Here is a 13,908-nt window from a genome sequence, read left to right as displayed (position 1 = left end):
CGGCGATGACATTGCCGAACGACCTCGTCACAGGTCCCCCACCGGTAACAGCGACGCTACCGGGTGGGACGCACGTCCGCGAAGCTATACCTGTCTCGCCCGTCTACGTCACGAGTAAGCCGATGACGACCGCTGGACCGCCGCCCGACGGGGAACCGCCGACCCTTCCGGACGACGCGCGTGTCGGCCGCACCGCGTTGTTCGTGAACGACCTCGACGCGCAGATCGACTTCTACCGTGACGTCGTCGGACTGACGGTCCTGGACGCGGACGAAACGGGGGCAACGCTCGGCGCGGGCGGGACGCCGCTGCTCGAACTGCTCGTGGACGAGGAGGCACCGCCGCGGGATCGTGACCAGGCCGGCCTGTTCCACGTCGCGTTCAGGTTCCCCTCGCGGGCGGCGCTGGGCGCCGCGCTCGAACGGGTCACCGACCGCTGGTCGCTGGAGGGCGCGTCGGACCACCTGGTGAGCGAGGCGCTGTATCTCACCGACCCCGAGGGCAACGGGGTCGAACTGCACCGGGACCGACCGTCCGCGGAGTGGCCGCGCCGCGAGGACGGGACCGTCGAGATCGACACGCTCCCGCTCGATCTCGACGCCCTCGCGGCGGCGGCCGGGGGAGACACGGCACCGGCCGACGCGACCGGCACGACATCGGGCGAGGCGACCGACACGGCACCGACCGACACGACGATCGGCCACGTCCACCTGGAGGTGACGTCGATCGAGGCGGCCCGCCGGTTCTACGTCGACACGCTCGGGCTCGGGGTGCAGACCGACCTCGGGTCGGCGCTGTTCGTCGCGGCTGGCGGCTACCATCACCACCTCGGACTGAACACGTGGAACCGCAGGACACGGGCGGCCGGCGGGCGCGGACTCGCGTGGGTCGAACTCCTCGTTCCCGACGAGGAGTCGCTCGCGGCCGCCTGTCGCCGGCTCGAGGCGGACGATGTCGCGGTCACGGAGCGCGGCGACGTCATCGAGACGAGCGACCCCGACGGGATCGCGGTGCGGCTCGGGGTCGAGTGACGGCGGACGCGAGACGGGTCCGCTAGCTCGCATCGCGAGACCCCCGACGAGCGCCGCCGCCTCGACGCCGGGCGAGGCCGGCCGACGGGGACGCACTTTTCACGACCGTTCGTGACCATCCACCATGCCGACGCGAGAACGGATCGGGCCCGGAACGGCGTCCGGACTGGGGACGGCGTCGCTGCTCGCCCTCCGAGCGGCCCGCGAGACGGGCGTCCTCGCCGCGCTGCTGGACCGGGCCGGGACGCCCGAGGCGGTCGCCGAGGAGACCGACGTCACGGAGCGATCGGCCGAGCGCATGGTCTCGATCCTCGCCGATCTCGGCTTCATCGAGCGGGTCGGCGACGAGTACGAGCCGACGAACCGCGCGCTCGGCCTCCTCGCCAAGCGGGACGTCGCCTCCATCGGAGCGGTTCCGGACGCGCTCGACACCGTCGACGCGCTGGCGTCGCTGCCGGGGACGATGGAGACCGGCGTCCCGCCCGAGTCGCCCCCGGACGGGCTTCGAAACCGCCTGGGTGCGCACGCGGCGACCGACGAGGCGGTCGTCCGGGCCGGCGTGACCGCCGCCGTCCGGGCGTCGCCGGACGCCGAACGCGTCGTCGATCTCCGTGGCGCCTCCGGCGTCTACGCCGCCGAGTTCGCCGCGCGCGGACTCGACGCCACGATGGTCGACTCCCCGGCCGTCGCCGAGGCGGTCGAACCGCGCTACCGCTCCGGCGACGTGACCGTCCACGCCGGCCGGCCGCGTGACCTCGTCGAACGGGCGGACGGGTCGGGACCGTTCGACCTCGCGTTCGCCGCGGGGCTGGCCAGCCGGATGGACGCGCCGGAGGTTCGGGCGCTCTTCGAGGCGGCGGCGGACCTGCTCGGCGCGGACGGGACGCTCGTGCTGGTCGACGTGCTCGCCGACGGGAGCGAGGCGGCCGTGGCCGCGGACGTGCTCGGGCTCGCGTCCGGCCACGGCGGCGCTCATGACCCGGCGGAGTACCGCGAGTGGCTCCGCGAGGCGGGCCTGGCCGACGTTCGGATCGACCCCGTTCCGGGGACGGGGCGTCGGGCGGTGGTGGCGCGCAAGCGAGCGGTTGAATAACGCGGAGCACCCAGGTCGCCCATGGACGGTCCCGGCCCGGAGGTGCTCCGGGAGGACATGCTCGACGGCCTCGAACACGCCCTCGGCGGCCCGCCGAGCGACCCCGTTCGCGCGGCGATGAACGGCGTCCCGCGCGAGGAGTTCGTCGCGGAGGCCCCGTACGCCAACCGGGCCGGCGAGCAGGGCGGCACGGTCGTGCTCGCGCCCGTCACGGTCGCGCGCCTGCTCGACGCGCTGGAGGCGAGCGCCGGCGACGACGTGCTCGTCGTCGGGGCCGGCGTGGGCTACACGTCGGCCGTGCTCGCGGAACTGGTCGGCGCCGACCGCGTCCACGCCGTCGACATCGAGCGCGGCGTCGTGTACGAGGCGCGCGCGAACCTCGCGGCCGCCGGCTACGGCGCGGTGCTCGTCGACCGCGGCGACGGCGCGCGCGGGCTCCCCGAGTACGCGCCGTTCGACCGGGTCCTCGTCGAGGCCGCCGCCGTCGAGCCGCCGCGCGCGCTGCTCGATCAGCTCTCGGCCGACGGACGGCTCGTCATGCCGCTCGGCTCCGGGCCGGCACAGACGCTCGTCGCGGTCGAGCAGGGTGCCAGGTCCGGCGGGGACGTCGTCGAGGAGTACGGGGACATCACGCTCCGCCCGCTGCTCGTCGAGGGCGAACAGGCCAGCGCGCCCGTGCGGAACCGGACCGTGCGGGAGGACGCCGAGTTCGCGCGACAGGGCTACTTCGCGAAGACCGGCTGGGAGCACGAGTGGATCGACTGGGACGACCGGTTGCAGGGGACGGACCGGTGAGTGATCGATCACGCGTATCCCCGTGAGTACCGGCGGCGTGAACTGTCAGTACAGCTAGCAGCGAGTGTTTCCGGACGGAGTGCGACGTCGAAGTCGTGAGCCATCAGGTCCTGGGGCCACGCGACCGACACCGTTCGACCGGCAACCGTGCGGCAAACAGCACCCTCCGTCGGCGTCCGGACTGCGTCGCCCGCGGACGAGGAGAATGAGTCCGGTTCCCCTCGTTCTCGGCGTGTTCTTCCTCCTGGTTGCGGTCGTCGACCTCCTCTGGACGACGCTCTGGGTCGAGGGTGGGGCCGGTCCGCTCACAACCCGTCTGATGACGACGACCTGGAACCTGCTTCGGCGGGTTCTGGGTCACCGTCCGCGACTTCTCTCCCTGTCCGGTCCGTTGATCCTCGTCACCAGCCTCGCGATGTGGATCGCGCTTCTCTGGATCGGCTGGACGCTCCTCTTCGCCGGCGCGGAGAACACGCTCTTCGATACCCGCGATGCAGGACCGATCTCCTGGGTCGAGCGCGCCTACTTCGTCGGCTACTCGATGTTCACGATGGGGAACGGCGATTTCACTCCCAGGGACGGGGTCTGGCAGATCGCCACGGCGCTGATGACCGCCAGCGGGATGCTCTTCGTGACCCTCAGCGTCACCTACGTCCTCTCCGTCCTCGGGGCCGTCACACAGAAACGCTCGCTCGCGAGCAGTATCCACGGGCTCGGCGCAGGGAGTGCCGAGATTCTGCAGCGGAGCTGGAACGGTGATTCGTTCGACGGACTGGACGTTCCGCTGAACACCATCTCCGCCCAGCTCGATACGCTCACATCGAATCACAAGGCGTACCCGATCCTCCACTACTTCTACTCGCCCCAGACTGTTCAAGCGCCGGCGACGAACATCACCGTGTTGGACGAGGCGCTCACGCTCCTCCGGTTCGGCGTCGCCCCACAGCATCGTCCCAGTGAGATCGGCGTCCGGCAAGCGCGGTCGAGCGTCCGGAACTACCTCGACACGCTCGGGAGCGCGTTCGTCGATCCGGCGCCGCGGTCCCCGCCGGCCCCGGAACTCGCGCTCCTTCGCGACGGAGGGGTTCCAACCGTCCCGGACGAGGAGTTCGCCGCCTCGCTCGAGGAGGTGGCTGACAGGCGTCGACAGCTCCTGGGCCTCGTCGAATCGGACGAGCGGCGATGGCCCAACTCGGGAGGTCAGTAAGCGGATACCCGGCCATACATCCATCATCCCGGGTCCCGTAGTCCCGCCCACTGAACACCGATGGACGACCACGATCGCTCGTCCGAGGGTACGGGACCGTCCGACGACCGCTCCCATCACGGGCATCACAATGGGGCACGTGACGAGCCCGTCGAAGGGACTGACGACCGGAGGGTGGAGCAGTCGATGCTCGAGGATGAGGCCGAAGACGCCGCCGACGGCGAACGGACGGTCGAGGGGACGCACGGCCAGCACGCGGACCACGGGGAGAGTGACCACGAGCACGACGGACACGACGGAATGCACGAGGGACACGAGGCGACGTTTCGTCGGCGGTTCTTCGTCTCGACGCTGCTCTCGATCCCCGTCCTCCTCTACAGCGAGACGCTCCAGGCGTGGCTCGGCTTCTCGGTCCCGGCGTTCCCGGGGAGCGAGTGGATCAACCCCGTCTTCGCGGTGATCGTCTTCGGCTACGGTGGCCTCCCGTTCCTCCGGATGGCCGCCCCGGAACTCCGTGACCGCTCGCCGGGCATGATGACGCTCATCTCCATGGCGATCACCGTCGCGTTCGGCTACAGCTTGGCGAGCGTCGTCTTCCCCACGACCGCGGCGTTCTTCTGGGAACTGGTGACGCTCATCGACGTCATGCTGCTGGGCCACTGGATCGAGATGCGGTCGGTTCGACGGGCCTCGAGCGCGCTCGACGAACTGGCGAAACTGATGCCGGACACCGCGGAACGGATCGTCGAGGACGGCGACACGGAGGAAGTCCCCGTGAGTGACCTCGAGGAGGGTGACCTCGTCCTCGTCCGTCCGGGGGCGAGCGTTCCCGCCGACGGAGTCGTCAGGGAGGGCGACTCCGACGTGAACGAATCCATGATCACCGGCGAGTCGAAGCCGGTTGCGAAGGAGCCGGGGGCGGACGTCATCGGCGGGACCATCAACGGCGACGGGAGCCTGCGGGTCGAGATCAGCGCGACCGGCGAGGAGACCACGCTGGCGGGGATCATGCGCCTCGTCGAGGAGGCCCAGGGAAGCAGATCACGGACGCAGATGCTCGCGGACCGCGCCGCCGGCTGGCTGTTCTACGTCGCAGTGGCCGCGGCAGCCGTGACCGCCGTCGCGTGGACCGTCGCCGTCTCGTTTTCGGCGCAGGTGATCGAGCGGGTCGTGACCGTCCTAGTCATCGCCTGTCCACACGCCCTCGGGCTCGCGATTCCGCTGGTCGTCGCGATCAACACCTCGCTGGCGGCGCGGAACGGGATGCTCATCAGGGACCGGATCGCGATGGAGCAGGCCCGGGAGGTGGACACGGTCGTCTTCGACAAGACCGGGACGCTCACGGAGGGGGAACAGGGCGTCGTCGACGTGGCGACCGTCGACGGCGTCGACGAGGCGGAAGCGGTGGCACTCGCCGCCGCAGTCGAGGGCGACTCGAAACACATGATCGCACGCGCCGTCCGGGAGGCGGCCGAAGAGCGGGGCGTGGAGCCACGGGCGGCGTCCGGTTTCGAGGCCCTCAAAGGACGCGGCGTCCGCGCGACGGTCGACGAGGAGGCGATCTACGTCGGGGGACCCAACCTCCTCTCGCACCTCGGAGCGGACGTTCCCTCGGAGCTAACGAGGTTCGCGGACCGTGCGGGAGAGAACGCACGGACGGTCGTCTACCTGCTTCGGGAGGAAACCCCCATCGCCGCGTTCGCGCTCGCCGACGTCGTCCGCGAGGAGAGCCATCTGGTCGTCGACGCGCTCCACGACCTGGGCATCGAGGTCGCGATGCTAACCGGTGACTCTCGGGACGTCGCTCACGCCGTCGCCGACGAACTCGGCATCGACACGGTGTTCGCCGAAGTGCTGCCCGAGGAGAAGGACGGGAAGGTCACGGAACTCCAAGAGCAGGGCAAACTGGTCGCGATGGTCGGCGACGGGGTGAACGACGCGCCGGCACTCACGCGTGCCGACGTCGGCATCGCGATCGGCAGCGGGACGGACGTGGCCGTCCAGTCGGCGGACGTCATCCTCGTGCAGAACAACCCGATGGACGTCGTACGTCTGGTGAAACTGAGCAAGGCGAGCTATCGAAAGATGCAGGAGAACATCGTCTGGGCGGCCGGCTACAACGTGTTCGCCATCCCCCTCGCGGCGGGGGTACTCGCTCCGATCGGGGTACTCCTCTCGCCGGCGATCGGTGCGGTCCTGATGTCACTCTCGACGGTGATCGTCGCGGTCAACGCCCAGTTCCTCCGCCGGGTCGACCTCGATCTCCCGTCGCTCCCGGCAGCCCCCCCGACCAATCGGTCACCCTCGGCGGATTGACTGCGGAACCGCGTCCCGCCCCGTCCTTCCCCCGCCGTGCCTTACGAACGGCGACACGGGCTCCCATCGGCGGACGACCCGACGAACCAGCACGATCTACTCGGTCGCCGAATCGACCAGGCGACCCGGCACGATGCCCAGGGAAGCGGCGGTGAGCGGTTAGTCCACGGTTTGGACGTGCTCGCCGTGGCCGCCCTCATCGCCGACCGACTCCGTGCGGTGGAGCCAGTAGAGAAAGAGGAAGAAGATCGTCGCGAGCACGTTCAGCACCAGTTTGTAGTTCATCTCGATGCCAACCTCCGCGATCCGGACGCTCGACGGGTCGGGGATGACGCCTGCACCGAGGAAGACGAAGTGGACGACGAAGCCCGTCAGGACGGCCGAGAGGAAGATCATCCCCGAGAGAACGGCCGCGAACGTGGTGCCGTAGTACTCGCGATACGCGTCCATGATCGGCGGCACGATGAGATCGGCGTAGATGTACGAGAGCACCGACCCGAACGGCAGACCGTTCGCGTAGAGGACGGCACCGAACGGGACGTTCCCGACCGAGCAGACGAACGTCGTGACTCCGATGACCGCGCCCAGTACTGCGGTCCAGAAGACGTACACTGGGAGGCCGAACGTCGGTCCGGAGAAGACGCTCGTCCAGACGCTCTCGGGGATGAACCCCGCGATCAGGCCGGCGAAGATGAAGCCGATGGCGATTTCGTCCCACAGCATCCCCCACTCCGACCACTGCTTGTCGGCGAGCGCCTTCCACCCCGACAGCGACGTCGCTTGCTCGCGAATGGTCGTGTTCGCTTCCGCGGGGTCGAAGCGCTCCTTGCAGGACTGCGAGCAGAAGTAGTAGGTCCGTCCGTCGTGTTCGGTCGAGTAGTCCGTCTCATCGGGATCGACCTCCATCCCACAGACCGGGTCCTGGACCGTCGAGTCGGTCTCGTCCTGGATGTTCTCTCGGGCCTGCTCGATGACGTCGTCAGGAGTCAGATGGACGAACCCGAACGCCATCAGGCCGATGAGCATGAGCCCGCCGAGGAGGTCGGCGACGAGGAACTGCCAGCCCAGCAGGATGTAGATCACGATGCCGATTTCGATCACGAGGTTCGTCGACGCGAACATGAACGCGCCGAGCGTGGCCGCGGCGGATCCACCCTTCTTGAAGAGGTTCTTCGCCGTGGCGATCGCCGAGTACGAACACGACGAGGAGACGAACCCGAACAGTGAGCCGTAGCCGATCTCGCGCGGGCCGTGCCCCTCCAGGAGGTCCGAGACTTTCTCGTCGGAAGTCCAGGCCTCGACGCCGCCGGCGATGGCGAACCCGACGACGAGTGCCCACCACGTGATCCACGCCATCGCGGCGGTCGTCGTCAGGAACTGACGTGTGCTCTCGACAACGAACGGCCGGAGGGGCTTCGATGTCGTGAGGACGCCGAGTGCGACCGTCGCGAGCGCGATGACCCCGAGGATCGTGTATTCCGTCCTCTCCACGTCCACGGTTGGGGTTCCTGGTATTACGGAGTTTTGGCTACCGATTCACGGTGGGAAGGCGCCGAAACGAGCCGATCTCAACGCCTCTCGTCGGTGGCACTGCGACCTGAAGGGGGAGCAAGTCCGAGGTCGCGATCGAATGGGGAGGGTTTCCTACTGCCGGTCGATACCGACTCTTCTTCTGGTGAAGCCCAACGGACGGCTGATCACCACGTCATTCGACGTACAAGCGGGCCGTCACCGATAGCACGGGAGGAGATGCCGTGGCAACGTTCCGACCATCTCACGTTCCCACGAGCCGGGTCGGTTCTGCTTTACCGGCCACCGTGTCGCGCCACCGCGTCGTCAACTGTCCTGGCATCGTGTTCGCGCAGACGGTCTTTCACCTCATCCACACGAGCATCGGACACTTCGACAGCGACGCGCGGCTCCTCGGGGTCGGGGACCTCCTCGAGCGTCCCCCAGATTCCCCCGACGAACCCGCCGACGGCAGCACCGATACCGAACCCGAAGGTGACGAGCGCGAGGCGGCCGGCCGACAGGATCGGACTCAGCCGCGGGACCCAGATTCACGTCCAGAGCCATCGCCAGAAGGACCGCTGCACCGATGACGCCGCCGACGAGACCGCCCCACAGCACCCCCGCGTTTCCGGTGGCCGCGCGGACGGGTCGAAGAACGGGTTCTCGACCTCGGGGCGCTGCGGGTCGAGGTCGTTCTCGCGCAACTCGGCCTCGGCATCGGCCGCGTCAGCCTCGTCGTCGTACCGGGCGACGACTGGAAAACCGGAAGCCGACTCGATCAGGCGTGCGCCTCGTACCCGGCGTCCTCCACCGCGTTCACGAGGGAGTCGGCGTCCGCGTCGCCCTCGACGGCGGCACTGTCGGTCGTCCGATCGACGGACACGGCTTCGACGCCCGGGACGTCCGCGAGCGCGTCCTCGACGGTCCGTTCACAGCCGCCACAGCTCATCCCTTCGACGGTGATGGTTCGACTCATCCCGATCGGACGTACGGGACCCCTCAGTATGCCGGTTGTGGTTGCGATATCTCGTGTCCTGCGAGCGCTAACTTTCGATTCCAAATCGAACACCGCCACAGTATAACTTACTCGAGCGTCTACTGGGCGTATGAGTTCGCTCGACGAGACCGACGTCAGGATCCTCGAACGGCTCGCAGAGAACGCCCGCGAACCGTTCGCACGGATCGGGGAGGCGGTCGACCTGTCTGGGCCGGCGGTCTCGGACCGCGTGCAGCGGCTCCAGGAGGCCGGCATCATCCGACAGTTCACCGTCGACGTGGACCGGGGACAGCTCCGCGCCGGCGTTCCCGTCCTCGTGGAACTCACCGTCGAGCCGGGCGCACTCGACGAGACGGTCGACCGACTCAGGGGAGCCGAGGCCGTCGAACACGTGTTCGAAACCGCGGACGGCACGGTCCTCGCTCACGCGCGGCTGGAGCGGGGCAAGGTCAGGGAGTGGATCGAGTCCACCGCCGACGCCGACGTGCTCCGGGGGTACGACGTGCGCCTCGTCGAACGGGTGGAGTGGTCGCCGTCGGTCGGGGGCACGGAGTTCGCGCTCACCTGCGTCGAGTGTGGAAACACCGTCACGAACGAGGGGGAGACCGAACGCATCGACGGGACCATCTACCACTTCTGCTGTCCGTCGTGTCACTCGCGGTTCAGGGAGCGGTACGAGACGTTCGAGGAGGGAGCGACGTAGCGGTTTCGAACGCGAAGTTTCGCCGGCGCTCGGCCGATGGTTCGAAAGGAAAAGTCGCGTAAGTGGGGAGCCCCTACTAGTAGACACAGATGAGTACGCGAACCACACGGCTCGACGTCACGGGGATGTCCTGTGCCAACTGTGCCGGGACGATCCAGGACGCCCTGGAGTCGCTCGACGGCGTCGCCGAGGCGACCGTCAACGTCGCCACCGACGAGGGCTCCGTCGAGTACGATCCCGAGGAGGTGTCGCTCCGCGAGCTCTACGAGGCCATCGAGGACGCCGGCTACGGCGCGGTGTCCGAGTCCGTGACCGTGGGCATCACGGACATGACGTGTGCGAACTGCGCCGAGACGAACGAGTCCGCGCTCGAGGGGACGCCCGGCGTCATCGTTGCGGACGTCAACTACGCGACCGACGAGGCGCAGGTGCGGTACAACCCGGCCGACGTCTCCCGGGGGGAGCTGTACGACGCCATCGAGGCGGCCGGCTACACGCCCGTCCGCGAGGGTGAGGCGAGCATGGGGGGCGAGGAGTCGAGCGGGGACGCGCGGGAATCGAGTCGGGACGCCCGGGACGCCGCGCGCGAGGCCGAAATCACCCGCCAGCGCCGGCTGACGCTGTTCGGGGCGGCGCTCTCGGCACCGCTGCTGGTCTTCCTCGCGGACAAGTTCCTGCTCGGGGGCGCGCTCGTCCCGGAGACCGTGTTCGGCGTCGAACTCGGGTGGGTCGAGTTCCTGCTCGCGACGCCCGTCCAGCTGCTGCTCGGGAAGCCGTTCTACGAGAACTCGTACAAGGCGCTCGTGCGGAACGGGCGCGCCAACATGGACGTCCTCATCGCGCTCGGCTCGTCCACGGCGTACGTCTACTCCGTCGCCGTCTTGCTCGGGGCGATCGCCGGGAGCCTGTACTTCGACACCGCCGCGCTCATCCTCGTGTTCATCACGCTCGGGAACTACCTGGAGGCACGCTCGAAGGGCCAGGCCGGCGAGGCGTTGCGCTCGCTCCTCGAGATGGAGGCCGACGAGGCGACGCTCGTCGACGAGGACGGGACCGAACGCGAGGTTCCGCTCGACGAGGTCGCGGTCGGCGACCGCATGAAGGTCCGGCCGGGCGAACAGATCCCGACCGACGGCGTCGTCGTCGAGGGCGAGTCCGCCGTGGACGAGTCGATGGTCACGGGCGAGTCCGTGCCCGTCTCGAAGGAGCCAGGCGACGAGGTCGTCGGGTCGACGATCAACGAGAACGGCGTGCTCGTCGTTGAGGCGACCAGGGTCGGCGGCGACACCGCGATCCAGCAGATCGTGCGGACGGTCAAGGAGGCCCAGGCACGCCAGCCCGACATCCAGAACCTCGCCGACAGGATCTCGGCGTACTTCGTCCCCGCGGTCATTCTGAACGCCGTGCTGTGGGGGACCGTCTGGTATTTCTTCCCGGAGGCGCTGGCCGGCGTGGTCTCGGCGCTCCCGCTCTGGGGGCTCGTGGCCGGCGGACCGGCCGTCGTCGGCGGGACGGTCTCGGTGTTCGAGTTCGCGGTCGTCGTGTTCGCGTCCGCGGTGCTCATCGCGTGTCCGTGCGCGCTGGGTCTCGCAACCCCGGCCGCGACGATGGTCGGGACGACCATCGGCGCCCAGCACGGCGTCCTGTTCAAGGGCGGCGACGTCCTCGAGCGCGTCCGCGACGTCGAGACGGTGATCTTCGACAAGACCGGGACGCTCACGAGGGGCGAGATGACGCTCACGGACGTCCGTCCGATCGGGCGAATGGCCGACGGGGCGACAGCCGATCCGAGCGAGGAGTCGCCCGAACCGATCCCGGAGGAGGCCCTGCTCGCCGCGGCCGCGACCGCGGAGAACGGGAGCGAGCACCCCATCGGTCGCGCCGTGGTGGAGGGGGCGCGTGACCGGGGCATCGACGTCCCCCAGCCCGAGGCGTTCGAGAGCGTCGCCGGGAAGGGCGTCCGCGCCCGGACCGACCACGGCGACGTCGTCGTCGGCAAGCCCGAACTGCTCGAGGCGGACGACGTCGTCGTCGGTCCCGCCGGGGACACCATCGAGGAGCTCCAGGCCGAGGGGAAGACGGCGATGCTCGTCGGCCTCGACGGGCGACTCGTCGGCGTGCTCGCGGTCGCAGACGAGACGAAGGAGTCGGCCACGGAGGCCGTCACGGCGCTCCACGAGCGCGGCGTCTCGGTCCACATGATCACCGGCGACAACGAACGGACGGCGAACGCGGTCGCGGAACGCGTCGGGATCGATCCGGCGAACGTCCGCGCGGGCGTGCTTCCCGACGAGAAGGCCGACGCGGTCGAGGCGATCCAGGCCGACGGGACGATGGCGATGATGGTCGGCGACGGCATCAACGACGCGCCGGCGCTCGCGACGGCGTACGTCGGCACCGCCATCGGGAGCGGGACGGACGTGGCCATCGAGGCCGCCGACGTAACGCTCATGCGCTCGGACCCGGTCGACGTCGTGAAGGCGATCCGCATCAGCGACGGGACGCTCCGGAAGATCAAGCAGAACCTGTTCTGGGCGCTCGGCTACAACACGGCGATGATCCCGCTGGCGAGTCTCGGACTGCTCCAGCCAGTGCTCGCTGCGGGCGCAATGGCGTTCTCGTCGGTGTCCGTGCTGGCCAACAGCCTGCTGTTCCGGAAGTACACCCCCGACCACGACTACGAACTGCTCGGGTTCCTTCGATAGCGGGTCCCGCGGTATCGGGGGACCCCTTCCGAAGCTGAGGAGGGGCGAAAAAGAAAGATGCCGAATAATTTCTGTTGCCGATATAAATATAGAATCTTATGATACCTGTATTCAGATATGTGGTGGGTGCGTGTCGAGGCGTCGCCACCGTACTGTAGCGGACCCGGGAGAGCAGGATCCCGATCCGGGTCCGCGTTCGGCGTCCAGATTTTCCGTCCCCGTTGCGTACAACGATCGGCGTTCAGAGCGCCGGAGACTGAAGCGTGACGCCGTCCCGTTCGTTTCGGGGTTCGTCGGACGACGGGTGAAGGAGATCAGTCAATTCGGTTCCGGCGTCCGCTCGGTGGAACATCTCCGGCGCTCGTCTCGAACGGGCGGAACTAGGGACGTTCACGCTGGGCCGTCCAGTGGCCATGTCAGGAGAACTGACACTTTCGAACGATGCCGACGTTCCAGTTTAACATGTATATCAGAAATCAGTAGTTACCTGTTCTTTTATTACTCTGGATCGGTCTCATCAGCCGAACCCCTTCCTCACGGTGATTACAAACATAGGTGTGTAACCCCACGTCCTTCGATACCACACACCATTCCACCGATAGTGGAGCCGTGACAGCTCCGAGACGGCCCCGGTCACTGCCCACCACGCGTCTCCGGGAGGTACGCTTCAGGTTCGACTCGAGTTCGTACCGGAACACCGAACCGGTGGTCGTCGGGCGATCAGTCACTCGTAGGCGTACTTGACTTCGATCACGTTGGAGGTGTCCCGGAGCTCAGGGAGGAGTTCGTCCCGAATCCGCCGGTCGTCGAATCGTTCTCTGGGTCCCGAGAGGGAGATCGCACCGACGGCCGAATCTTCCACTGTGATTGGAACCGCGATCGACCGGATCCCCTCGCGCCGCTCCTCGTCCTCGAACGTGTACCCCCGTTCCTGCGCGGTTTCCAGTTCCTCACGGAACTGGTCACGATCGGTGATCGTGTTCTCCGTTTTGTCGGGGAGCCCGTACGCCTCGACGTACTCGGTGACGTAGTCGTCGGACCGGGCGGCGAGGATGGCCTTCCCGAGCGCCGTCCAGTGCATGTTCGTGTACTCCCCAGTCGGCGCGTTGTCGTACACCGCCTCGCTTCCCTCGGACTGGTACAGGATGACCCGCTTGCCGTCCTCCTCGACCCCGAGGTTGGCGACTTCGCCCGTCTTGGCCGCCAGTTCGTCCAACTCGGGCTTCGAGATGGAGTAGACGTTCAACCGGTCACGAACCACGATGCCGTCCCTGAGAAATCGGAGGCTCTGGCGGTACCCGTCGGTATCCTGTACGACGTATCCGACGGATTCGAGCGTCTTCAGGTGGACGTGTGCCGTGCTGGTGGGAATACCGAGCTCCTCGGCGACGTCCGAGATCCGAACGGTGCCGGACCGCCGAACGACGTCCAGGACGGCAAACGAACGCTGTACCGCGTTGACCCGCTTTCCCCCCTCGTCCGCGGCGTCCGTGTTCATGCTACCAGGTAGCGTACGTCCGTAGATAAAATCTACTGTGCGTGGATTCTC

10 protein-coding genes are annotated in these 13,908 nt (G+C 68.1%); 7 read left to right on the top strand and 3 right to left on the bottom strand.

The genetic code is table 11. From position 1 onward, the window contains the following. Positions 1–122: 122 nt before the first annotated feature. From RJT50_RS12885 to RJT50_RS12865, 5 genes are all read left to right on the top strand, one after another. A complete protein-coding gene (locus tag RJT50_RS12885; RefSeq protein WP_313691841.1) occupies positions 123–1,031 on the top strand; it encodes a VOC family protein in 909 nt (302 codons plus the stop codon). 124 nt (positions 1,032–1,155) lie between these two features. Beyond that, positions 1,156–2,124 (top strand): methyltransferase domain-containing protein, encoded by a 969-nt coding sequence (locus RJT50_RS12880; protein WP_313691840.1) that lies wholly within the window; start codon positions 1,156–1,158, stop codon positions 2,122–2,124. A 21-nt stretch (positions 2,125–2,145) separates the two neighbouring features. Continuing rightward, positions 2,146–2,919, top strand: coding sequence for a protein-L-isoaspartate O-methyltransferase family protein (locus RJT50_RS12875; protein ID WP_313691839.1), 774 nt, complete (start codon positions 2,146–2,148; stop codon positions 2,917–2,919). A 205-nt stretch (positions 2,920–3,124) separates the two neighbouring features. Beyond that, on the top strand, positions 3,125–4,126 hold the full coding sequence (locus RJT50_RS12870; RefSeq protein ID WP_313691838.1) for an ion channel: 1,002 nt from the start codon (positions 3,125–3,127) through the stop codon (positions 4,124–4,126). A gap of 60 nt (positions 4,127–4,186) precedes the next feature. After that, a complete protein-coding gene (locus tag RJT50_RS12865) occupies positions 4,187–6,442 on the top strand; it encodes a copper-translocating P-type ATPase (RefSeq protein ID WP_425499680.1) in 2,256 nt (751 codons plus the stop codon). A gap of 159 nt (positions 6,443–6,601) precedes the next feature. Here the strand turns inward: RJT50_RS12865 and RJT50_RS12860 are convergent, their stop codons facing one another. Both RJT50_RS12860 and RJT50_RS12855 read right to left on the bottom strand, forming a co-directional pair. Then, positions 6,602–7,933: a permease gene (locus tag RJT50_RS12860; protein ID WP_313691836.1), complete on the bottom strand. Its 1,332-nt coding sequence runs from the start codon at positions 7,931–7,933 to the stop codon at positions 6,602–6,604. A 799-nt stretch (positions 7,934–8,732) separates the two neighbouring features. Then, positions 8,733–8,930, bottom strand: a complete 198-nt coding sequence (locus RJT50_RS12855; RefSeq protein WP_313691835.1) for a heavy-metal-associated domain-containing protein — start codon at positions 8,928–8,930, stop codon at positions 8,733–8,735. Between the two features lie 130 nt (positions 8,931–9,060). Here RJT50_RS12855 and RJT50_RS12850 point away from each other — a divergent pair, with 130 nt between their 5' ends. Both RJT50_RS12850 and RJT50_RS12845 read left to right on the top strand, forming a co-directional pair. Next, the gene (locus RJT50_RS12850; RefSeq protein WP_313691833.1) at positions 9,061–9,654 is read left to right on the top strand and encodes an AsnC family transcriptional regulator; all 594 of its coding nucleotides are present in this window, start codon (positions 9,061–9,063) and stop codon (positions 9,652–9,654) included. Between the two features lie 89 nt (positions 9,655–9,743). Beyond that, the gene (locus RJT50_RS12845) at positions 9,744–12,359 is read left to right on the top strand and encodes a heavy metal translocating P-type ATPase (RefSeq protein WP_313691832.1); all 2,616 of its coding nucleotides are present in this window, start codon (positions 9,744–9,746) and stop codon (positions 12,357–12,359) included. A 724-nt stretch (positions 12,360–13,083) separates the two neighbouring features. Here RJT50_RS12845 and RJT50_RS12840 read toward each other — a convergent pair. Continuing rightward, the gene (locus RJT50_RS12840; protein WP_313691831.1) at positions 13,084–13,857 is read right to left on the bottom strand and encodes an IclR family transcriptional regulator; all 774 of its coding nucleotides are present in this window, start codon (positions 13,855–13,857) and stop codon (positions 13,084–13,086) included. Positions 13,858–13,908: the final 51 nt, after the last annotated feature.

Origin of the sequence: Halobaculum sp. XH14 (assembly GCF_032116555.1) — an archaeon.
GTDB lineage: Archaea > Halobacteriota > Halobacteria > Halobacteriales > Haloferacaceae > Halorarum > Halorarum halobium.
The sequence above is the reverse complement of the archived record's forward strand: the minus strand, read 5'-3'. Positions and strand labels throughout refer to the sequence as shown.

Excerpts from the sequence above, each read along its gene's own strand:
- RJT50_RS12885 (WP_313691841.1), top strand. The coding sequence starts at position 123 with ATGACGACCGCTGGACCGCCGCCCGACGGGGAACCGCCGACCCTTCCG.
- RJT50_RS12880 (WP_313691840.1), top strand. The coding sequence starts at position 1,156 with ATGCCGACGCGAGAACGGATCGGGCCCGGAACGGCGTCCGGACTGGGG.
- RJT50_RS12875 (WP_313691839.1), top strand. The coding sequence starts at position 2,146 with ATGGACGGTCCCGGCCCGGAGGTGCTCCGGGAGGACATGCTCGACGGC.
- RJT50_RS12870 (WP_313691838.1), top strand. The coding sequence starts at position 3,125 with ATGAGTCCGGTTCCCCTCGTTCTCGGCGTGTTCTTCCTCCTGGTTGCG.
- RJT50_RS12865 (WP_425499680.1), top strand. The coding sequence starts at position 4,187 with ATGGACGACCACGATCGCTCGTCCGAGGGTACGGGACCGTCCGACGAC.
- RJT50_RS12855 (WP_313691835.1), bottom strand. The coding sequence starts at position 8,930 with ATGAGTCGAACCATCACCGTCGAAGGGATGAGCTGTGGCGGCTGTGAA.
- RJT50_RS12850 (WP_313691833.1), top strand. The coding sequence starts at position 9,061 with ATGAGTTCGCTCGACGAGACCGACGTCAGGATCCTCGAACGGCTCGCA.
- RJT50_RS12845 (WP_313691832.1), top strand. The coding sequence starts at position 9,744 with ATGAGTACGCGAACCACACGGCTCGACGTCACGGGGATGTCCTGTGCC.
- RJT50_RS12840 (WP_313691831.1), bottom strand. The coding sequence starts at position 13,857 with ATGAACACGGACGCCGCGGACGAGGGGGGAAAGCGGGTCAACGCGGTA.